The 22445-nt window shown below is 44.1% G+C and carries 15 protein-coding genes and 1 tRNA gene; 3 read left to right on the forward strand and 13 right to left on the reverse strand.

What is annotated here, in order from left to right:
* Positions 1–190: 190 nt before the first annotated feature.
* Positions 191–808, reverse strand: a complete 618-nt coding sequence (locus NYP69_RS02345) for a 50S ribosomal protein L25/general stress protein Ctc (RefSeq protein ID WP_128814061.1) — start codon at positions 806–808, stop codon at positions 191–193.
* A gap of 407 nt (positions 809–1215) precedes the next feature.
* Here NYP69_RS02345 and NYP69_RS02350 point away from each other — a divergent pair, with 407 nt between their 5' ends.
* Positions 1216–3270 carry an AMP-dependent synthetase/ligase gene (locus NYP69_RS02350; protein ID WP_473412908.1) on the forward strand — a complete coding sequence of 685 codons (2055 nt, stop codon included), beginning with the start codon at positions 1216–1218 and terminating at the stop codon, positions 3268–3270.
* Between the two features lie 329 nt (positions 3271–3599).
* On the opposite strand, the gene NYP69_RS02355 is transcribed toward NYP69_RS02350, so the two are convergent.
* On the reverse strand, positions 3600–4886 hold the full coding sequence (locus tag NYP69_RS02355; protein WP_032813057.1) for a hypothetical protein: 1287 nt from the start codon (positions 4884–4886) through the stop codon (positions 3600–3602).
* A gap of 544 nt (positions 4887–5430) precedes the next feature.
* Here NYP69_RS02355 and NYP69_RS02360 point away from each other — a divergent pair.
* A complete protein-coding gene (locus tag NYP69_RS02360; protein WP_473412909.1) occupies positions 5431–9822 on the forward strand; it encodes an RNA polymerase sigma factor in 4392 nt (1463 codons plus the stop codon).
* A gap of 453 nt (positions 9823–10275) precedes the next feature.
* On the opposite strand, the gene era is transcribed toward NYP69_RS02360, so the two are convergent.
* The 6 genes from era to NYP69_RS02390 form a co-directional block, all read right to left on the reverse strand.
* A complete protein-coding gene (gene era, locus NYP69_RS02365) occupies positions 10276–11343 on the reverse strand; it encodes a GTPase Era (RefSeq protein WP_473412910.1) in 1068 nt (355 codons plus the stop codon).
* A 9-nt stretch (positions 11344–11352) separates the two neighbouring features.
* Positions 11353–12876, reverse strand: coding sequence for a hemolysin family protein (locus NYP69_RS02370; RefSeq protein ID WP_415697592.1), 1524 nt, complete (start codon positions 12874–12876; stop codon positions 11353–11355).
* Complete coding sequence (gene ybeY / locus NYP69_RS02375) at positions 12866–13393, reverse strand: rRNA maturation RNase YbeY (protein WP_473410534.1); 528 nt, start codon at positions 13391–13393, stop codon at positions 12866–12868. Before ybeY ends, NYP69_RS02370 begins: the two co-directional genes overlap by 11 nt.
* A 2-nt stretch (positions 13394–13395) precedes the next feature.
* Positions 13396–14679 carry a PhoH family protein gene (locus NYP69_RS02380; RefSeq protein WP_415697565.1) on the reverse strand — a complete coding sequence of 428 codons (1284 nt, stop codon included), beginning with the start codon at positions 14677–14679 and terminating at the stop codon, positions 13396–13398.
* A gap of 3 nt (positions 14680–14682) precedes the next feature.
* Positions 14683–15051: a histidine triad nucleotide-binding protein gene (locus tag NYP69_RS02385; RefSeq protein ID WP_004130581.1), complete on the reverse strand. Its 369-nt coding sequence runs from the start codon at positions 15049–15051 to the stop codon at positions 14683–14685.
* Between the two features lie 124 nt (positions 15052–15175).
* Entirely contained in the window at positions 15176–15973 is a 798-nt protein-coding gene (locus NYP69_RS02390) for a 16S rRNA (uracil(1498)-N(3))-methyltransferase (RefSeq protein WP_016635850.1), read from the reverse strand.
* Positions 15974–16118: 145 nt separating this feature from the next.
* On the opposite strand from NYP69_RS02390, the gene NYP69_RS02395 reads away from it, so the two are divergent.
* On the forward strand, positions 16119–17270 hold the full coding sequence (locus NYP69_RS02395) for a succinate dehydrogenase/fumarate reductase iron-sulfur subunit (RefSeq protein WP_415697591.1): 1152 nt from the start codon (positions 16119–16121) through the stop codon (positions 17268–17270).
* A 16-nt stretch (positions 17271–17286) separates the two neighbouring features.
* Here the strand turns inward: NYP69_RS02395 and NYP69_RS02400 are convergent, their stop codons facing one another.
* From NYP69_RS02400 to NYP69_RS02420, 5 genes are all read right to left on the reverse strand, one after another.
* Complete coding sequence (locus tag NYP69_RS02400; protein ID WP_415697564.1) at positions 17287–18138, reverse strand: LOG family protein; 852 nt, start codon at positions 18136–18138, stop codon at positions 17287–17289.
* 100 nt (positions 18139–18238) lie between these two features.
* Positions 18239–19498, reverse strand: a complete 1260-nt coding sequence (locus tag NYP69_RS02405) for a Na+/H+ antiporter NhaA (protein ID WP_473410535.1) — start codon at positions 19496–19498, stop codon at positions 18239–18241.
* 152 nt (positions 19499–19650) lie between these two features.
* Positions 19651–19723, reverse strand: a tRNA-Ala gene (locus tag NYP69_RS02410).
* Between the two features lie 133 nt (positions 19724–19856).
* A complete protein-coding gene (locus NYP69_RS02415; RefSeq protein WP_473410536.1) occupies positions 19857–21071 on the reverse strand; it encodes a hypothetical protein in 1215 nt (404 codons plus the stop codon).
* A 104-nt stretch (positions 21072–21175) separates the two neighbouring features.
* A complete protein-coding gene (locus NYP69_RS02420; protein ID WP_101889613.1) occupies positions 21176–22171 on the reverse strand; it encodes a DMT family transporter in 996 nt (331 codons plus the stop codon).
* Between the last annotated feature and the right edge of the window lie 274 nt (positions 22172–22445).

Below are 22445 nucleotides of genomic sequence, written 5' to 3' on the forward strand. Positions count from 1 at the left end.
TCAAATATGGTACAAAGCGCGGAGTTATGTAGTGCGTTTGTATTAAAAACACGGAAATTCGGTACAAACGCACTACAGTTTTGTGTGCAAAAATAACAAAAACCGCGCAAGTCAATAAAATCTTGACTTGCGCGGCTTATAAAGCTTAGAAAAGCTTAGAAACTTTTAAGAAAAATTCCTAAGCAAAACCTTACTCGGCAGCAGGAGCTTCTGCAGCAGCAGGAGCAGCAGCATCAGCAGCAGGAGCAGCTGGCTCTTCTGTAGCAGCATCTTCTGGAACGGTGACGCTAACAACAGACTCTTCGCCATCCATGTCGAGCACAACGCCCTCAGGAAGCTTAACATCTTTAGCAAACACCTTGGTGCCATCGGTTAAGCCGTCAACGTTAACAACCAAGCGCTCTGGCAAGTTGGCAACGTCTGCACGAACCTTAAGCTCCTGAACGTCTACGAATGCAACAGCAGCACCCTTTGGAGTGCCTTCAACAAACACTGGCACCTCAACGTCAATCTTCTCGCCAGCCTTAACTTCGTAGAAGTCAATGTGCTCAACAATGCGCTTAACAGGGTTGCGCTGAACATCCTTAACAACTGCGATTCGCGATTCCTTGCCAAACTTAATGGTAAACAAAGCGTTTGCGTGACGAAGCGAAAGAGTGGTCTCCCTCATTGGAAGAGTAACGTGCACAGGTTCAGCACCGCCAGCGTAAATGCTTGCTGGAATCAAATTGGCAACACGCAAACGGCGAGCAACGCCCTTACCGAATTCATTGCGCACATTGCCTTCAAGTGTAATCTTTGTAGCCATATCGGTCTCCTTATGGTCTGGATTATGCGGATAATCTTATTTAAATCCAGCTTCAGGCGCACCGACGCGCCGAAAACCACCATAAGTTGGCATCAGCCCAGTCGATAACGGAACTTACACAACAATCGCAAGCGCAATCGCAGTGTTATTCCCTCGCCAAAGCAACTTGTCTAGTCTACAAAAACACTTAGACATGCGCTTATCCCAAAAATATCAACACAAAATCAAGGCAATATCAAGGCAAAAAGTGACTTGAGCTACACAAGCTATTATCATATATAAAAGAAGTAAGCGCGCATTAAATTGTGCGATTAAAAACAAGCTGATTTTGTGACCCGAGTTGCAACACAAATTACATGTTGCAACACAAATTTATGACTCAAGATTAGCGCAATTAAGGAGCAGACGTGTCCGTGCTAAACACACTCCAGAAGCAAGCTTTCAACCTTGCCCGCAAGGCCTTGCAAATCGGCAGCAACTTCGCGCATCCAGTTAGCGACGATCGCTCGGGAAGCCAAGACTACCCGCAAGTCGAAGAAAAACAAGAAGCAGCAAACACGCTACTTGCGCAAAAATCGCGTCTGCCTCGCGTAGAAGAGTGGGGCGCAGAAATGCCAACAACAACGTTCTTAGACCCACAAACTGGCTTGTTGACTACAAAAACCGAGGGAAGCGCTCCGCTAGATGAAGGCACAAGCATCTACGACTTGTATGCAGATAGGGCCGCTCGAATGGGAGACGATCCGCTTTACACGTACAAAGAAAACGACGAATGGGTTACAAAAACAGCAAATCAGTTCCTTAAAGAAGTGCGAGATGCCGCAAAAGGCTTAATGCACTACGGTTTGCGCAAGGGCGATGCTGTTGCGTTAATGTGCAAAACATCCTACGAGTGGGATATTGCTGACGCTGCAGTTATGGCATGCGGAGGCGTGCTTGCTACGATTTACGACACTGATTCTGCCGAGCAAATTCGCAACATTGTAAACAACTCCGATTCGCGCTTTTTGATTGTTGGAACAACCGACATGAAGGAAAAGGCAGACGGCGCAATCGAAGAATGCCCAAGCCTTGAGCGCATTATTTGCATAGAAACTGGCGGATTGGCGGAACTTCAGGCTTTTGGATACGCTGTTAGCGATGAAGAGCTAGACGAGCGCATTGACTCGGTTAAAAAAACCGACTTGTGCTCAATCGTGTACACTTCTGGCTCTACGGCTGCGCCAAAAGGCGTGGAAATGACGCATGAGCATTATTGCACAACGGCATTAAACTTGCCGATTTATTTGCCAGACTTGCTTAGCGAGCCTGATGGATCTGTGCTGTTGTTCTTGCCTCAAGCACATTCGTTTGCGCGCGCAATCAACTATATTGTTGTTGCTAGCACGCTTAGAATCTACATTGCGCAAGGCATTACAACGCTTATATCCGATCTTCAAGTTGCAAAGCCAACCGTTATGATTGTTGTTCCGCGTGTGCTCGAAAAAGTGTATAACGCGGCTTCGCAAAAGGCAGGTCACGGCGCTAAGGGACTTGCTTTCCAGGGTGCTGTTGTTACAGCTCAGCAATACATGAAGGAAGTACAGGATTCTGGAGACGCTAAGGCGCTAACAAAGGCTCGCCGCGCTGCTTACGATCCACTGGTTTACCGCCCGATTCGCCAAGCGCTTGGTGGACGCGCGCGCTGGATTGTTGCTGGCGGTGCGCCGCTTGACCCAGAGCTGCTAGCGTTCTTCCGCGGCGCAGGCGTGCCAGTTTACGAGGGCTACGGTCTTACGGAAACCACTGCCCCATGCGCGTTCACACCTATTGGCGTTCCATTCCACGAAGGCTCCGTTGGCATTGCTTTCCCAGCTTTCACTTTGCGAATTGCTAAAGATGGCGAAGTTCAAATTAAGGGCACTTGCGTGTTTAAGAGATATCACAAGAACGAAGAGGCGACCGAAACTTCGTTTACAGAAGACGGATGGTATGCTACTGGCGATTTGGGCAGAATTGACGATGACGGCATGCTTTACATTACTGGTCGCAAGAAGGACTTGATCATTACCGCTGGCGGCAAGAATGTGGCTCCTGGCCCTATTGAAGAAGTGATTAAGCGTTGCGAGCTTGTATCTCAAGCTCTTGTTCTTGGAGATAAGAGGCCATTTATATCTTCTCTTGTTACTTTAGACGAGGAGATTTTGCGCAATTGGCTTAAATCCAAGGGCTTGGACGAGACTATGAGCATGGAAGATGCCGCAAATAACGCGGTTGTGCGTGCGGAAGTTCAGAAGTTTGTGGATCTTGCAAATGAGGGCGTATCTCGCGCGGAATCTGTGCGAAAGTTCATTATTTTGCCAGAAGAGTTTACTCAAGAAAACGGCTTAATGACGGCTTCTATGAAGATTATTCGCCCTCGCGTTATTAAGAAGTATTCTGCATTGCTCAACACGCAAATGTACACGATTCGCAAGAAGTAGCGCTGATTAAAGCGTAACGCGCGAATCGCCCAAAACCGCGGAAGGCTAGTCTTATACCTACTCGTCTACCGCGGTTTTTTAGTATCTACTTATACCCTAGTGTTACAAATGCCTCACCGATAATGCAAATCTAACGAATTTAAGCCGAAAAACGTTACAAATGCCTCACTCGCGAGACAAATGTAACGAAAATCATCCAAAAAGTGTTACAAATGTCTCATCAATGATGCAAATCTAACAAAATCCAGCCCAAAACGTTACAAATGTCTCATTGATGATACAAATCTAACACCCCAAAGCCCACACAAATCCACCATCGCTCGCATAAATCACAGCATCTTAATAATCCGAGGAACGCCTGCATCAATCAACTTACTCTCAACCCTTTTAGGATTAATAATATCCGCAATGGTAAAACGCACAATCCTGCTTACTCCACACTCCTTCATAAGCAACACTTCACGCTCCGCCTGCCTATCAATATTGCGATTAATAACATTCGTGTCGTACGATTTACGCAACATTCTATTATCGCATGACGAATTAAAATCGACGTTAGTATGACTAGGATTATCCGAATCAACGTAATACTTTGAACGACCATCAAATTCTCCAACAATTAACTTATCATCAGAAAGCCGCCACAAAAAATCACACCTATACTTACCACCTGAGCGCGGCAATATAAACTCGTGCTGTAATTGTGGCACCATAAATCCGAGCGAAATCATCGTTCCTCGCGCAAACGATTCCCCACCGTTTTCACTTAATCTACTTGCAAAATAGCAAAGACGCCTAAGTGAGAGAAACTTATCTACCCTGGATTCAAAACCATTTCCAAAAAATGCGCTTTCCAATAAATCAGAGGTTGTTGAAGCAGCAACATTTTTCCCATTATTAATATACGAAGTCGAATATCGACTTTCACAAATAGCAATGACTTTAGCAAAATCAACATTATCTCGAGCAGCAGAATCAAAAATCGACAATGCCGATCTAAAATCCATGCTATTTGCAACATCAAAAAGCATTGTGCTTTTATCAACAATATGTTTTCGAACTTCGTAGTCTACTTTGTCACTTAAATGTGGAAGCATATCGAAACGACCGACACTTCCTTCGCTTTCACGCACAATTCGAACATCATCACTTGTACAATCCATCTCTCTTCCTGTTGCATTAATTCTACGCAACAGCGGATTATCATTTGCGGACTTTCTGGTTACAGTACGAACGTAGATTGGAGTTAAATTAGACTGCAACTTTTTTGCGCGGTCGTGATTTTTATCACTTTTATAATCGGTTTTATAATCATATGTTATGTGATTATAATCATTCACAACATCGTATCCGATTAGCGCAGCAGCAGTAACCCCTGTAAATTTCCAGTCTGGATGAATATCGATCAAAGAAAACGCTATATGTCGAATTTGCTCAGCTGTATATAAATTCTGCCAATATTCTGTTCTTGCGTAAAGACCTGGGAATACTCTCACAAGTGTTCCTACCTTAGTGCACCTATACGCAAACTGCCTTTGCGAATTACTGGTTGGATGAAAACAGCGATGCTCAAATTCAGCTTTTTCGAGCAAGCTTTTAGTATTAGGGTTTTTCATAAACATGAGATTATGAGATAAGCAATGAATGTGCAATATATTTTAATCAATGTGGTTAAAGGCTAGTTGGTAAGTATGAGACTAGACTGGATTGACTTACAACGAATGTTACAAATGCCTCACCGATAATGCAAATCTAACGAATTTAAGCCGAAAAACGTTACAAATGCCTCATTGATGAGACAAATGTAACGAAAATCATCCAAAAAGTGTTACAAATGTCTCATCAATGATGCAAATCTAACGAAATTAGGGCAAAAAACGTTATATATGTCTCACCTCCGAGACATATATAACGAATCCAGCCATCTCGCAACAGCAAACAGAGAACGTCACTCGCACAAATTTAATCCATAGGTATTTGATAAAATCGCGTTGAAAACTTGATACCCCCCCCCCCGTAACAGATTATAATGCTCTTTAAGAAGCAATGCTGAAGAGAAAATCGCAATGTTGGCGAAAGATTTAATTGCAAAACATTGCGGTATTCACCGATTCTTGCAGAGCATAAAACTGCAAATTCATATAAGAGGAGAGGCTAATTATGAACGCTAAAATCGCAGCCGCTATATCTTTAGGCGCAAGTTCCCTTGCATTATTCGCAATGACTGGCGTTGCAAACGCGCAAGAAACTACACCATCAACACCAACACAGCCACAGCCTGTTGTTCAGCCAGCTGCTGGACAAGGAGGATCTGCTGGCAACCAAGGTAATCAGGGCGGCCAGAGCGGCCAAGGCGGAGCGCCTCAGCAGAATCCAACAGTCGATAAGATTGACGACACTCACTTCACCGATGAGCAAAAGAAAGCAAATGCTAGCGCTAAGCAAGCACTTGAAGACGCAGACACGCAGGCAGATAATGCAGAAAAAACTGTAAAAGACGCAAACAATGCTGTTGGAGCAGCTCAAGCTGATGCTGATCAAGCTGGCAAAGATGCTAAAAAAGCAAATGATGAGTACACTGACGCTATCAATAAAGAAAAGCAGGCACAAACAGACAAGGATAATGCAGATAAAGACGTTGTTACCAAGCAAGGCGAACTAGAAAAAGCCAACAAAGATGTTGAAGAAAAGACTCAAACTCTAAATAAAGCGCAAGCCGAGAAGCAAGCTGCAGAAGACGCTAAAGCACAGGCCGAAAAAGATAAGACTCAGGCTGAGCAAGATAAAACAACTGCAGAAGGTGACGTTACAGCAAAGAATAAAGACTTAACTACTAAAACTCAAGAATTAAAAGATAAGACACAAGCAAAGACTAATGCGGATCAACAGCTAACTCAGGATGAGCAAACCAAAAAAGATGCTGAAGATCAATATAAAGAATTAGATAAAACAGCTAAAGAAAAAGAAAGCGAAGCGTCTAACGCGCAAAAGCTGGCAGACGAGAAGCAAGCTGCAGTAGATGCAAAGTCTAAAGAGCTTGAAAACGCTAAGAATAACACAACTACAGCGGTCGCGCAGCAGGATGCAACACAGGCTCGCCAAAAGGCAAATGAAGCTAAGAAGAAAGCAGAGCAAGCCAAAACTGAATCAGAAACAAAAGCTAAAAAAGCGCAAGATGCTCAAGCAGGCATTGAAACTGCTAAATCTAAGGTTAAAGAAGCAGAAAACAGCCTATCCAGCAACGAAGTTCATAAGAAGGTTGATGCAGCTCAACTAGCAATAAAGAACGCAAAAAAATCAGCATCAACAGCAGATAAAGCCTACACAGATGCCTACACAAACAAACTAGACGCAAATGTTGAGAAGGGCTTTAATGGATTCCTTGACTATGTGATTACTCAAAACTCTGGAGAAAGTGGAAACAAGAATCTTCTTGAAGATGCGCAGCAGGCTAAGAAGATTTTAAACGGTGAAAGAGTTGAAATCACAAAGCAAGTGACTGAAGGAAATACAACAAAAACCGTTGTAGACAGAGTTATTGAAGCACCAATGTGGTATAAGGACTTAGTAAAGTTGCACCGCGTTGGTGGCGCTGATTCGTTGCAAAACATGGAAGAGGCAGCAACATATTACGAAGCACTTAACAAGCTTCGCGAAGAAGACAGCAAAGCAAACAAAGACTCAGGAGCTGGCACTTTAGGCAAAGTTAATGTGCGCCTTAGCTTGATTGCAGAAGCTATTGTAAACTCCTTCTATTCTGGCGCAAACAGAAATCACGCAATTAATCACGAAATATACGGAAATCACCACTCAATGGACACTCATCCATATAATTCTACAGAGAATCTTGCGTGGGGTAATTATGACGGAAACGATGATGCAACGCACACGCATTTTGATTATGGCGAATGCAAAATCACAAATTCTGGAATGGGAACATGCAGCTCAAGCGATACAAGTAAAGCTGACAAGAAGTTTAACGCTTTGCATGGCTGGTATACGATTGAAAAGACTCGTTACGATAAGGCTGTAAATGAAGGCAAATTCGTAACTTATAAAATGGACTCTAATAACGAACCAACAGACGAGAAGATTGAGCACAAGCTTACAGCAGAAGGTCAAAAGATTCTAAAAGAGCATCGCTACGACTTGGGTGACTTTATGCAGAATCACAATGTTCAACTGTTTGAATCGAGTGACACTACTGAAAATTTGCAAGGCATATTCATAGAGTCTGTTGGACATTACACTAATTTTGCTAATAAGAACATTAGTGCTGGCGGATTTGCCGAAAGCGACTTGTATCTTACAAAAACAGGCAAAAACTCGCAAGATGTTGCCGTGTGGCACGGAAGCAGCGAGTCTTCTATTAGTGTAGACGAGTTCAAATCTCTGCTTAACGCATATAAGACTAGCCTTGGAGTTACAAGCAGTACAGTTTTAGAGCCGACTAACGCAGATGCACTCAAAACGCTTAACGCTAAAGCAAATAGCGCAAATTACAAAATGTTTGAAGCAAAGTACGAGCTTCGCAAAGTTCAGTACAACTTTAACATGACTCCCGATGGTGAGACTAATGGCCTACAAGACCAAGATCTTGTACCTCTTAAAAAGGATGCGCAAAAAGCACAAGATAACGTTAATTTAGTCACTAATGGAAAACAGAAGGCCGAAGACTTCAAGAAGAAGTATGAAGAGGCTGGCGGAGAAAACGGTAACTGGAATAATAAGGAAAAAGCTAAAGCAGATTATCAAAATGCAATAAAGTACATAGCTTATGCAGATGAGACTCTTCCTGGCTTGAATGCGGAGTTAGCAAATGCCAACAGTGCTGTTAGCTCAGCCGAAGCCAATAAGAAGGAAGCAGATAATAAGCGTAAAGCTTACGAAGGTTTGTTAAATGCTATAGACACTGCTGAAAACGGTGTTACTGCTGCTACAACTAAGGCAACTCAAGATCAAAAAGCTGCGACCGAGGCTGCAACTCATGCTGCTAAATTGCAAGAAGCTTATACAAAAGCTGATAAAGACGCCACTGCAGCAGAGACTGCTGCTCGAGAAGCTCAGCAGCTTTCTGATACACAAAAGCAAGCAAAGATTCAAGAGCTTACAACCGCTCTTAATGGACTTAAAAATGAGTTACAAAATCTTCAAACTACTGCACAACAGAAGGATGCTGATGCTAAGCAAGCTCGCAAGGATGCTGATGCTAAGAAAGCCAAGATTGATGGCGATTTTACTACTGCCGTTAATACTGCTCAAAGCAAGGTGACTGCTGCACAGCAGGCGGTTCAAGCTGCAGAAGCCGCCAAGAATAGTGCGAATGAAGCACTTGCAGCTGCGCAGAAGAAGGTTGAAGATCTTGGTACTAAGATTGCTGGATTCGATGCAACAATAGAGTCTGAAACTCAAAAGTCTAAAGATGCTCAGACTAAGATTACCGCTGCTCAAGGTAAGCTTAACGAGGCAACCCAAAAGCAGAATCAATCTAAAAGTGCTCTTGACACAGCTAAGCAAACAGCATCTGCAAAGGCTACTGAATTAGCTCAAGCTGCTAACGCTGTTAAGACTGCTATAGACAAGGTTGTTGCAGCTAAAAAGACTGTTGCAGAAGCTCAAACTAAGGTTGAGCAAGCAAAACAAACTCTTGCTGCTGCACAGTCTAAGTTTAATGAAGTTAAGCAAAAGGCTGATGCGTCTAAGAGCGCGTTTGATGCTGCAATTGATAAGTTGCCACCAGCTGCTAAGCAACAATACACCACTATGTATGCTGCTGTAGCTGGGAAATTCACTCGAATGCAAAATGAACTGCTACAGTATGTAGCTACGCTTGATGAGTCGGTTGAAGCACTGAAATTGTCTGCTAAAAATCTAAACGATGTGCCAATTCCACAAGCCCCTGCTCCAGCTCCTTTGCCAGTGCCAACACCGCCCGCTCCATCTCCTGCTCCTGCTCCAAGCGGAGATAGCGACACAACGCCTGGTTCTGGTTCTGGTTCTGATTCTGATTCTGACTCCAGCTCCAGTAGTGATGCTTCTAGTAGCAACTCCAACTACTACAACCAGTATCTTGCAGGATACGCAAACAACTTGTTCGGAAACGAGCAACTTGGATTCAACGCTGCTATTCCAGCTGCACAATCGCAGAGTGCAAACGGAACTAATGCTCAGAACGCTAATGGCGTTGCGGCGAATAATGTTGCAGGAGCTGCGCACGCTAACCGCATCGCAGCAGCGCTTGCAGCCGCTGGCGCTAAAGCTGCAGCCAAGGATCTTGCTAAAGCACAAGATGCTGCTAAGGATTCTGCTGCTAAGAACGAGTCTAAGCAGGATAATGCAAAGAACGATGCAAAGGATTCTGCAAAAAGCGAATCTAAGAGCGAATCTAAGAGCGAATCTAAGAACGCTCAAGCTTCTGGCGGCGCACAAAACGCAGCACAAAGCGCATCCAACAGCACTACGTTTAAGGTTGTTGCAGCTATAGCGGCTGTTGTTGCAGGAATCGCAGCAATCGGAGGCGGCACTTACTTTGCTCGCCATCGTCGTGCGTAATCAAAACTAAAGAAAACAAAAACCGCGGTTGACTGGTCTTATAGCGACTCGTCTGCCGCGGGTTTTGTATCTATCAACAACAAAACCCGTCAAATCGCTCGCGCGTTACAGCGCGCTATTCCTCGCGGCTATTAGTAGCCGCTCGGCTGATTTGGCATGTAAAGTCCACTGGACTTTACATTTGAGCCAAATCACGCTTTGACTGAGCTTGAAATGCATTATGCAATTTCAAGCTCAGTCAAAGCGCTTTGCAGCGCAGAAGCAGTGCTTCTGCCTTGAGCTGCTCAGCGCTCCAAATTGCCTTCTCGCGCTACGCTCTAAGCTCGAAGGCAGGTCGTCGCGCCCGCGCATTTTGTACCAAATTCGACCTAAATCACGTACAAAATCCGTCAAACAACTCCGCACTTTGTAGCTCAACACACTAATGAGGGCTACATTCTCGGGCGCGACGAATTAGAAACCCAAGCGCTCAAGCTTCTTAGGGTCGCTCTGCCACCCCTTTGCAACCTTTACGTGCAAATCGAGCACAGCTTTAGCGCCCGTAATACGATTCACCGCAATACGCAAACGCTTCTTAACGCGCACAAGATGCTCCGCACCGCGCCCAATAATAATCGGCTTTTGCGAATCGCGCTCAACATACACCGACACAATCACATGCGCTTTATTATCGCTATATTGCACATAGTCCCCATCTACTGGGCGCACAATGCTATCTACAACAACCGCCAGCGAATGTGGCAACTCGTCATCAAGCTCCTCAAGAAAAGCCCCACGAATCAGCTCCGCAATCATGCTAGAAGGACTCTCCTCGCTGAGCTGATCGTCTGGATACATCTTCGGACCTTCTGGAAGATTGTCAATCAAAACCTTCTTAACTTCGTCAACATTGTCGCGTTCCAAAGCGCTAACTGGCACAATATCCGTAAAATCAGCAAACTGTTGAATCTCGATCAAATGAGACACCAACTCATCTCGGCTTAGCGTATCAATTTTTGTTACGATTCCAATAAGCGGAACCTTCCACGCCCAGTTTCCAGCCGCATCTTTTTTAGCAAAGTCGGAGCGAAGTCGGCTTAGAATTCTGCGATCTCCAGGCCCAATCTCTTGATCTGCTGGAAGCAAGAAAGCAATAGCATCAACATCTGCAAGCGACTCGTCTACAATGTCATTCAATCGCTGGCCTAGCAAAGTGCGCGGCCTGTGAATTCCTGGCGTATCAACTAACACCATTTGCGCGTTTGGAGTTGTTAAGATTCCGCGAATCGCCTTGCGCGTTGTTTCTGGGCGAGAAGACGCAATTGCGATTTGCGTTCCGATTAGCGCGTTCATAAGCGTTGATTTTCCAACGTTTGGTCTGCCTACTACAGCAACAAATCCCGATTTATAGCCGTTAAAATCAGGCACTTCTACGCTCGCTTTTAGAGAAGGATCTAAATTAGCAAACATTTCGTCATTCATTTCGTCGTCCATTTCGTCCATATCGCCACTCATATCATCAACATCTTTCATATCATTCATAATTCAACACTATTTATTGCTATCATCTTGCAACGATTTGCTGTCTTTGCCACTATCTTTATCGCCATTCTTGGCATTATTCTTGCCCTCGCTCCTGCTGTCACTCTTTCCAGCGCTATCGTCTTCTTCTTTAAGACCCTGAATATCTTTAAGACCCTGAATATCTCGCTCAACAAGAATCGTGGAGACTTTCTTGCGCCGCCCAGCAGAATCAACCGCAGTTAGCTTAAGGCCGCGAGTCACAGCACTCGACCCAACAATCGGCACGTTTCCAAGCAACTTAGTAAGCAACCCAAACACAGTGTCCACATCGTCTTCGTCTATATGCACTTCAAAAATATCTTCCAAATCGGCAATCGGCGTGCGCGCAGGCATTTTCCACACACCCTTACTCACCTCTTGCGGATCCGCATGCTGAGTGCGGTCGTGCTCATCTTCTAGCTCTCCAACAATTTGCTCAATCGCGTCTTCAATCGTCACGAGCCCTGCAATTCCGCCATATTCGTCTACAACAACGGCAACGTGCTGGCGGATTCGTTGCATTTCGTGGAACAAATCATCCACTGGCTTGGATTCTGGAACAAGCATTGGGCTTCGGCCAATCGTAGAAACCGCGCGCTCAGATGCCGCAGGATTAAACACGGTTGCGCGCACAGCATCCTTTAAATACGCGATTCCTTCCAAATCGTCAACCGACTCGCCAATTATAGGCACGCGAGAAAATCCAGATCTTGAGCATAATTTTAGGAAATTTTCCAGTGTTTCGTCGTTTTTAACGCAAATCATATCGGTTCGAGGAACCATGATTTCGCGCGTTAACGTGTCGGAAAGCGTAAGCACATTGCGCATCATCTCCGAAACTTCTGGGTCAAAATCATTTGCCTCTACAAGCCTGTCAATACTCGCTTTAGCTTGATCTAATTGAATATTCTCCAACTCTTCGTCGTCGGAAAGAGCAGCATTTTTCTTATGATTTTGGCTTTGACTTTGCGAATCTCCACGGCTTGCGATTTTTGCAAACGGATTCACAAAAACAGCAATCGAAACTATTCTAGACAAGCGCATTAGCTTAAACACTGGCTGAGCCGCGCCCACAGACCTTGGCCGCACAAGAATAGAAACAATTGCAACAATCATTGCCACTATTAGTCCGATTAATAGCGTTAGCCAAAAAGACGCACCAAGAGCTGCCGCGATTGCAGCAAAAGCCACGCCGTCCAGCACATTACACACGATTCGCACAAACGCGCACGCTCCGCTCGTTGCGTACCTATCTGCTATAAGCCTCTTTGCTCTGCGAATTCTAGCAAGCTTCCTCAAGCGAACGACTTGACTTTCGTTATCGTTCGTTTGTTCTTCAATCATAAGATTATTAAGACTAGACCTTGTAACTCTTGGCACAGCCCCTTCCGCCGCCGCCATTGCAAGCGAAAGCCACACAAGCAAAACTGCGACTATTGCAATCACACCCAAGCAAGCCCACATATGCGCAGGCAAATCGGGAATCGGCGGAATTGTAATGTTATTTAGCATGATTTTTCTCGTATTCTTCCAGCTCATTTACTGCGCCCGATGGCAAAGTTGCGTCGTAAAGCTCACCAGATCTAGCCGCAAAGAACGTTAGCAAAAGCTGCCTTTGCAAGCCAAACATTTGCTTTTCTTCTTGAGGCGTAGTGTGGTCGTAGCCAAGCAAATGCACCATTCCGTGAATCGTAAGCAATAGCATCTCTTCCATTGTGCTATGCCCTGCCGCTGCTGCCTGTTGAGCCGCCACCCACGGGCAAATCACAAGGTCTCCAAGCATTCCTTCACTCACTTTGTCGTCACTTCCAGGAGTCAGCTCGTCCATTGGAAAGCTCATAACGTCTGTAGGGCCTTCTAAGTTCATCCACTTTTCGTGAAGACTAGCAATTGGCTCGGGGTCCACAAAAGTAATCGACAAATCGGATTGAACGCTTACTCGCATTTGTTGCAAAACCCACATTCCAAGGTCGGAGAATATTTTTGGGTCGATTTGCCAAACGGTTTCGTTCATCACTTCAACACTCATGATTACTTGATATTCCTCTCAAGATTTTGCGATTCAAGATTTTGCGATTGCGCGGTTTCTTGCGACTTTCCACGCGCATCCCCAGCCTCGCGCTTTGAACCATTCTTCTCGCGCCTAAAATCAGCCTCGCGCTTTTCCCACGCTTCGTACGCTTCTACGATTCGCCCAACAAGCTCGGCCCTAACAACGTCTTGCGCATTTAAGTGAACAAACGCAATACTTTTAACGCCTTTTAGCACGTTCTCAATCGAAGCTAATCCAGATTTTGGAACCGCTAAATCGACTTGCGTTCTATCTCCTGTAATCACCATTGTTGTGTTAAATCCAAGACGCGTCAAAAACATCTTAAGCTGCTGAACAGTAGCATTTTGCGCTTCGTCTAAAATAACAAAAGCGTCATTAAGCGTGCGCCCTCTCATGTATGCAAGCGGAGCCACTTCCACAACGTTTTCGTCCATATACCTCTTAAGTTGCGGAGCGCCCAACATGTCGGAAAGCGCATCGTAAAGCGGCCTTAAATATGGGTCTACTTTGTCGTTTAGAGTTCCTGGCAAGAATCCAAGATTTTCACCAGCTTCTACAGCAGGGCGCGTCAACACTATTCTTCGCACGCGACCATCTTCTAAAGCTCTAACCGCTTTAGCAACCGCTAAATACGTTTTTCCAGTACCAGCAGGCCCAATACCAAACGTTACGGTATTTGATTCCATTGCTTGCACATAAGCCGTTTGACCCGCGGTTTTTGCGCGAACAGGATTTCCGCCTGCAAAAGTTATAACGCCTTTAGCCATTCGCGCTTTCCGGCTCATTGCGCGCCTTTTAGCATCTTCACTAGATGGCATTAAATCGGCAGAATCTCGAGCAAAATCGCTTTCCATTGCACCAGCACCAAAGCCAGCACCAAAGCCAGCACCATCTCCAGCTCCAGCACCAAAAGACTTTAATCCGCCAAAAACTCCGCCATTGTGCCCAATCCTATCGATTCGCACATTATGCTCGCTACCTTTAAGCACATCTCTTTCTAACATGCGTTTTACAGCATATGAATCAACAGGAGCATCGTAAGCGCAATCAACTATTTTGCGCAACGCGTGTTCAGCTTTGCAAGCGTCTTCTTCACTTCTTGCGCTTCTAGATACGATTTTCACACAATCCGCGTGAACGGAAATATCTACGCTTGGAAAAGCCTTCTCCAACTCTCTTAAGTTTGAATCTGCTGCTCCCAAAACAGCGACTGGGCTTAATTCGCTTGGAATTTGAACAATACGCGTTGTACTATTTGCCACGATTTATAAACTACCTTCTTCAAGTTTTTCGCCTGTTAAAACATGAGCGTGAACATGGAACACGGTTTGACCAGCTCCCAAACCAGTGTTGAAAACAAGGCGATAATCGCCATTATAAAAGTCGTTTGCAATTTTTTGCGCAACGCATGCAATATGAGCCAAAACATCACAATCATTTTGCGCAAGCTCAGCAACATTCTTGTAATGATTGCGCGGAACAATCAAAACATGCACCTTGGCTTGCGGATTAATATCGTTAAAAGCCACTACTGCATCGTCTTCATACACTTTGCTGCTTGGGATTTGCCCATCAATTATCTTGCAAAAAATGCAATCTTTGTCAGTTATGTATGTATTGCATGCTTTATCCATTATTTTGCCCACTTTTCAATAATTCTTATCGCAATTCTTATTACAATTCTTATTGCAAAATACCATTTACCATTTTACACAAAACACGCACAAAGCTTGCAAGAATTAATTGCAAAATTGCTTACTATTCGTACCTGCCAAGCGCTCTAGAAAGCAATGATAAGCATACTGGCCCTGCTGTAGACGCTCGTAAAATATTGCTTCCTAAAACGCAACTTTTAGCTCCAGCATCTATAAAACTTTGCACTTCTTCTTCGCTAATTCCACCTTCTGGCCCTACAATTACGTAAACAGTGCGCGTTTTGCCGTCTTTTAAGCATTTTTCTGTTAAGTCGTTTACATAGTTTTCGATTTGACTAAAAGAATCCGTTGCATCTTGATGCAAAACAACTACAAGACTTCCATAAACGCATGCACGCCTACAAATCGCTAGAATCTGTTTACTTGTAACTGGCTCTAAAAGCTGCGGCATCCACGCTCTGCGCGATTGCTCCGTAGCAGCCTCAAGCACCTGATTCCAACGCTTATCTGTGCGCCCTGGCTTCCATTTTGAGATTGACCTATTTGCGCACCAAGGAATTACTTCGTCTACTCCGATTTGCGTAGCCATATCTATTGCTTGCTCGTCGTGACCCGTTTTTGCAAGCGCCTGAATTAACGCTAATCTGGTTGTTGGCGCTGGCTCTTTTATAAACGAATCTACTTTAACTAAGCCGTTTTCGCTGTCTGTAATCGTTGCGTGAATTCGCACTCCTTTGCCGTCCGAAAGGTCTAGCGAATCGCCATCAGAAAGTCGCATTGCGCTTATTGCGTGCCTTTTAACGTGTTGAGGCAAGCTAAGAGTCCAGCCCTCTTCAATCCCATTTGCAAGAACGGGCGCATCGTCTTTATTTGTATCCAGCAAAAACAAAGCATCTGTCATAATTTAAGCCTAACGTTAGGCGCAGCCAACATTTTTGCTACTTCTGTGATTTTGTGCAAGTATTTCTACTTCTGCATTTTCGCTCAAGTATTTCTGTGCAAGTATTATGGCAAACTAGAATTGTATGAATTGGAGGTATGCGCAAATGGTTGACGATTTTAGACGCAACTTTGTGCATCCCATTAATCAAGATTGCACTTTACAAGATGAAGCTTTTGTGACTTTTCGCATATCTCGTTTTACGCCAGATGACGGTTCTTGCGATTCCGCTGTTACTGGTGATTCAGCGGTTGCTGGCGACTCAAGCACTGCCCCAACCACTAACTCAACACAAACCTCCTCCACTAACTCCCCTGGTTTAGTTAGAAGGCACCGAGAAAGCCCTTTTGCAAAAAAGCGCAAAAGTAGCCCATTTCAGACGCAAAATTCTGGCGATTTACAAGCTAAACCATTAAGCGGAAAACATTGGCTTCAAGATTATACGATTCGCGCGCGCAAAAACGACACGATTTTAGACTGCTTGCTTAAAATTAAGCGCACACTAGACCCCACTTTGGCATTTAGATACTCTTGCGGTCACGGCGTTTGCGGATCGGATGCTGCAAACGTAAACGGCATGCCAACTTTACTTTGCACAGCTACAATCGCTCAAAACGCTAGGCAAAATACGCAAACTCAAGGCGTTCGATCAAGCGGTTTTAGAAAAACTGGTAGCCTAAAGTCGCAAGCAACCACAACATCAGTCGCCGAAAATCACAATCTGCAGTCACAATCTAAAGAAATATCTTCACTAATCCAAAATGGAAGCTTTGGCATTATTGAGATTGCGCCACTTTCTGGCTTTGCTGTTCAAAGAGACCTTATTTGCGATCTTTCCCCAATGATTGCGCAGCTTAAAAGACTTGAGCCATACTTGCAAGCGCAAAATGTTCAAACAAGAAACAGCAGCGGAAAGCTTGCGATTATTGAGTTTTTGCAACACCCAGAGCAGCTTGCAAAGTTTGAGCTTTTAAGCAATTGCATAATGTGCGGCGTGTGCGAAGGAATTTGCCCAGTCTATGCAGGCGGAGAAGCGTTTATTGGACCTGCAGCGCTTATAAATGCTGCGCGATTTATTAACGATTCTAGAGATAACGCCACTAATCGAAGATTAGAGTTGGCGGATTCTAGCGACGGCATAAGCGCGTGCCAATCCGTGCGCGCATGCTCTAGGCAATGCCCACGCGGAATCGACGTTGGAGAAGAGATTTGGCAGCTTACAACGCTTATAAATGAGCGAAAAATGAAGGAAAATTAGCCAAAACTAGCCAAAACTAATTAATAAACTTATCTCCGCTAGCAATTCGCACAGCTTCTAGAGGATCGTCTGTAATCGCAAGCAAACTAGGGTCAAAAGACGATATAAGTCCTCTTTCTTTAACCGTAGTTTCAATCCAATTCATAAGGCCTTTCCAATATTCGCTGCCAAAAAGAACAACAGGAATTTTAGAAACCTTATGCGTTTGAACAAGCGTAAGCGACTCAAAAAGCTCGTCCATTGTGCCAAAACCGCCTGGGCACACAATAATTCCCGAAGAATACTTTAGGAACATTGTTTTGCGAACAAAAAAGTAGCGGAATTGCATTCCAAGATTTACCCATTTGTTTAAGCCCTGCTCGTGAGGCAATTCGATTCCTAGCCCCACGCTTGTTCCGCCAGCTTCTGCCGCTCCGCGATTTGCTGCTTCCATAATTCCAGGCCCGCCTCCCGTAATCACCGCAAAACCGCGTTTTACAAGCTCTTTGCCCATTATGCGAGCGCTATTGTATTCTGGCTCGTCTGGCTTTATGCGAGCAGAACCAAACACGCTAACAGCTAATCCAAGTTTTGCTAAAGCGTCGAAACCATCAATAAATTCGGCTTGTATTCTAAGAACTCGCCAAGGGTCAAGGCCTTGCCACGCATGATTATCATGCGAATCGCTATTAGGCAAATCGTGTTGCAACAGCGTTTCCGTTGTGCTTTCCTTAGGAATCATTGGCCCGCGCATCATTACGGCACCGCTGTAATAAGTGTCTTTCCAAGGTGAGTTCTGTTCGCTTTGCGCGCGCGAATCGCAAGAATTATCTGGATTATCAGATTTACCAGAATTATCTAAATTACCTAAATTATTATTAGAAACCATAAGTCACCTTCTAAAACTTTCTAGTCACTTTCTAGTCATCTTATAATCGCGATTAAAAAACGCATTAAAGTCACTCTTAATCACTTTTAATTGCCATTAATCACTCTTCAATATCGTCTAATTCTTCTTCCATATGATTCGATTGCTTTGCAAGCAAGAATCCAGAAACAGCAGCCGCAATAATAGACGCCACTAGTACGCCGAATCGTGCCTCGCCCGAAAGATCCGCGTCGCTATAAGAAAGCGAAGCTATTAACAAAGACACAGTAAAACCAATTCCGCACGCGCATGCTGTAGGAAAAAGATCGCGAACGCGCAAATCGTCTGGAACGCGCAAGCCCATAACTTTCTTAGCAATCCAAGCAGTAATCATAATTCCAAGAGGCTTTCCAACAACTAGCGCAATCGTAATCGCAATTAATATTGGAGACAAGAATAGCTGCCAAGTCAAAGTTTCAAAATGAACTCCAGTTGCAAAAAGTGCAAAAACTGGAAGCGCAAACAAAGAAGACAAAGGCTGAATTTTTTGACGATACCTTTCAGCTCTAAGCGACTTTTCGCCGTGAACAAGATGCGCAGGAGTTAGCAAACCAACCATTACGCCTGCAAGAGTAGGGTGAACGCCAGCTTGATACATCATAACCCACGCAAGCAAGCCAACAAGCGCCACAACAGGCCATGGAACGCGCTTTAATCGCACAAGCATAGTCCACACTAATCCGCATAAAACAACGCCTACAAACCAATACCACGCGTTAAGCGAAGAGAAGAATAATGCGATTAATGCAATTCCAAGAAGATCGTCGACTGTAGCCAAAGTCATTAAAAATGCGCGCAATGCTTTAGGAAGCGTTTTAGCAAAAAGAGCAAGAACCGCTAGCGAGAACGCTATATCTGTTGCTGTAGGAATAGCCCAACCAGAGCGAACCATATCTAAAGACGGAAGCGCTCCAGAAGTAAGTCGCATAATCTCTTGACCAGCGTGCAACTCCGAGAATATTGTAACAGTTCCAACAAAAAGAATCGGCGGAACAATCATGCCGCCAACCGCGCAAATCATTGGCATTGCTGCAGCGCGCGGGTCTCTAAGAGATCCTGCAATAAGCTCGTGTTTTAAGTCTAAACCAACTGTAAGGAAGAAAATAGTTAGCACGCCGTCTTGAACCCAGTGGCTAATCGACATGTGAATGTTGGTGTATGGAATTCCGATTTGCGTGTGGGAAACAGCTTCAAAAATCGCAGACGTAAATGGCAAATTTGCAAGCATTAATCCAGCTAAAGCGAATCCGAGCATAATCAACCCAGACGTACGCTCATTATTGGCTATTTTGCATGCCACTTTCCACGCGCGCTTTACCATGCGGAATTTCTCCTCTAAGTTTTAAGTTAAGTTTTCAGTTTAGAATGATTGTGCAAAATATGATTTACATGCACTAGGACTTACAAGTATATAAGATACGTATCGAAATATAACAAAAACGCCACTCCGATTAAAAGTGACGTTTCAAATTGTGGAGCTAGGGGGATTCGAACCCCCGACCCCCTCCATGCCATGGAGATGCGCTACCAGCTGCGCCATAGCCCCGTTTTAGTTGTATAGCTCAAACGAACCTTTGATAGAATACAACAGATTTTGCTACCAACCAAACTCGGCGTGTCGTATGCAGCGGTTTTTAGCGCTATTCCTATTCGCTGCCGACTACTCACGCCGCCTATTCTCAACTGCCAGATTGCTGCGAGCCAGATTCGCCTTGTTGCGCAGAAGATCCACCACCCGAGCCGTTAGTCGAAGTCGAAGGCGAAGACGGCGAAGAATCGCCAGAAACCGAGGAATCGCCTTTAGACCCGCGCGCGCCAGAATCCGCTCCAGAAACGCCAGAATCCTCAGAGCTTTGATCGCCAGAATCTGCCTTAGACCCATTTGAATCTAAAGAAGAAGAGGAAGACCTTTCGTGAGTCTTTTTATCTTGCTTTTCGCTAGGATTCTTGCTCGAAGAATCTTTGCCTTCCTTGCCGTCTTTGCCGTCTTTACTATCTTTGCTGTCTTTACTATCTTTCTCATCTTGCGCATCTTGAGAGTCTTTTTGCACATCTTTAGAGTTCTTATCTTGATTTTGAACGCCATTATTTTGGCCATTTTGCCGCATTTGATTATTTGGATTCTGGCCATTATTCTGCTCGGTATTCTGGCCAGAAGGCACTAAATTATCTGTACCCTTTCCTTGAGTAAACAGCAACACAATGCCAGCAGTAAGAAGAACAGCCGCGAGCGCGCTCAAAATAGCAATAACAATCGTAAGCTTCTTATACTTAGCTTCACTATTTGCGTAATCACTTCTGCCTCCTAATTCGCGTTTAGCGTCGTTAAGAGTAAGAATCGAGTCTTCGTCTCCTTCCGAAAGCGCATTATCTTCTTCTTTTAGTTTTCTTAAGGAAGACAATTCCATAACACTCGTGCTTTCGGCATTAAGTGCTTGCGATTCCCCCGATTTTGCGTTTTGCGAGCTTGAAGAATCGACATCGCGTGAAGAATCGCCAGCAAAATTTGCATTATTTGCATTAGAAGCCATTGCAACAACTCTTCTAGCTTGCTTTTCTTTGCTCGAATCAATCATATTATTGTAAACTTCGTATTCTTTAGGCATATCATCCTCTAATGCAATAAAACGCGCATTATTTACCACTTTAGTGTCATCTTCTTCATAGCGGCTTGAACCTGACTTTAACGCAGAAGAAGACTGTATCTTTTTTGAAGACGCGTGAATAACATTTTGATAAAGTTGAGATGCTACAGCAGAGACAATCGAACCTATTGCAACGCCAATAACAGACCCCGCAATACCAATTTTTGACGAAAGCAAAAACGCCGTCACAGCTGCAAGAGAGCCAGCTAGAACTTGCGTAAATGATATTCCCTTAAAGAAGTTCTTCACAAGCACACCTTAAAAATCGTTATCTACCACTATTCACTAAGCAATATGCACCAATTAGTAATCGCCAAAAATATTCACTAATTAGTGTTCAAATTGAGTACTACTTAGATTGTAGATGCTGGCACAGATGCCACTTTTGCTTTAGATTTATAAGAACCTTGCTTTTTCCTCGCGCGCATTAGCTCAATATGCTCTGCCAAACTTGCAAGCAAAATCGCAACAAAAATCAAAGCGAATCCAACAAAAGCCATATTTGTTACGCGCTCATTGTAAAGAATGCTAGAAAATAGCAATGTAAACAAGCATTCTGTGCACATAATCACAGAAGCATTAGCTGTAGAAAGATAAATCAACGTGTAGTTTTGAATAACTTGAGCAACAACAGTTACTATCACTATAAGATAGAACATGTTTGTAAACGTAATCCAATTATCTTCTGCACTAAAGTTAGGCAAAGGCTCGCTTATTGCAGCTCCAAACAAAAATAGAACTCCAGAAACACTAAACTGGCCGAATGTTAAAGCAACGGGATTGTACTGCCTAGAGTAATACGCTAAGTATGTTAAGTTAAACGCAAAAACAGCAGCACAAATAAGAGTTAAAATATCTCCGTGAGAAAGCGTAAGAACAAGAGAGCCTGGCTTTAATGCAACGAATCCAACGCCAACAACGCATGTTAAAGCAGCAATAATTCCTAAAAGCGTTGGCTTTTTTCTAATAATCATCCACGCGGAAAATGGCGCTATAACGCAGTAGGCTGCTGTAAGAAAAGCGCTTCTGCCTGGATCAATCCACCTTAATCCTTCTGTTTGCGTAACTAAAGATGCGTAGTACGTAACGCCCGTTAAAAGAGAAGGAATTATTAGCTTTTTAGTAAAATTTTTGCGAATCGTCTTAAAGAAGACTACGCCCATTATTATGCACGCTCCAAGCATGCGAACTCCCATAAGCCATTGCGGTGGGAATACCTCTAGAGCGTATTTAGACGAGACGTAGCTTCCGCCCCAAATCGCGGCACATAAGAGCAACATGATTCGCGCGATGTTTACGTTAATTCGATTATTCTGCCTTGGTTGAACCGCGCTATTTATTTCACTCATGTCACTCCCCTCATTATTGCAAACAACAAGTCTATAGCATTAAATTTTTCTTTAAGTTAGCTAAATTGCCTTATAAACTTTATAGAATAGCCACAAAAACAAGAAAAGTACAACCCATTGGCGTTCCTTCGGAAAATTTACTACTTTATTGCGAAATCAGCACTTGATAGCACGCTATTGCCTTAATATTTACGATTCATGATTTACAACACATGACTTTGTAGTCGCTCCGACCTGCCTTCGCGCTACGCTTTAAGCGAGAGGCGCTTTGACT

The sequence above is a fragment of the Gardnerella sp. c17Ua_118 genome, assembly GCF_055804255.1.

Bases quoted from the DNA above. Each gene is read 5' to 3' on its own strand.
- NYP69_RS02345 (WP_128814061.1), bottom strand. From the start codon at position 808: ATGGCTACAAAGATTACACTTGAAGGCAATGTGCGCAATGAATTCGGT.
- NYP69_RS02355 (WP_032813057.1), bottom strand. From the start codon at position 4,886: ATGAAAAACCCTAATACTAAAAGCTTGCTCGAAAAAGCTGAATTTGAG.
- NYP69_RS02360 (WP_473412909.1), top strand. From the start codon at position 5,431: ATGAACGCTAAAATCGCAGCCGCTATATCTTTAGGCGCAAGTTCCCTT.
- era (WP_473412910.1), bottom strand. From the start codon at position 11,343: ATGAATGATATGAAAGATGTTGATGATATGAGTGGCGATATGGACGAA.
- NYP69_RS02370 (WP_415697592.1), bottom strand. From the start codon at position 12,876: ATGCTAAATAACATTACAATTCCGCCGATTCCCGATTTGCCTGCGCAT.
- ybeY (WP_473410534.1), bottom strand. From the start codon at position 13,393: ATGAGTGTTGAAGTGATGAACGAAACCGTTTGGCAAATCGACCCAAAA.
- NYP69_RS02385 (WP_004130581.1), bottom strand. From the start codon at position 15,051: ATGGATAAAGCATGCAATACATACATAACTGACAAAGATTGCATTTTT.
- NYP69_RS02390 (WP_016635850.1), bottom strand. From the start codon at position 15,973: ATGACAGATGCTTTGTTTTTGCTGGATACAAATAAAGACGATGCGCCC.
- NYP69_RS02395 (WP_415697591.1), top strand. From the start codon at position 16,119: ATGGTTGACGATTTTAGACGCAACTTTGTGCATCCCATTAATCAAGAT.
- NYP69_RS02400 (WP_415697564.1), bottom strand. From the start codon at position 18,138: ATGGTTTCTAATAATAATTTAGGTAATTTAGATAATTCTGGTAAATCT.
- NYP69_RS02405 (WP_473410535.1), bottom strand. From the start codon at position 19,498: ATGGTAAAGCGCGCGTGGAAAGTGGCATGCAAAATAGCCAATAATGAG.
- NYP69_RS02420 (WP_101889613.1), bottom strand. From the start codon at position 22,171: ATGAGTGAAATAAATAGCGCGGTTCAACCAAGGCAGAATAATCGAATT.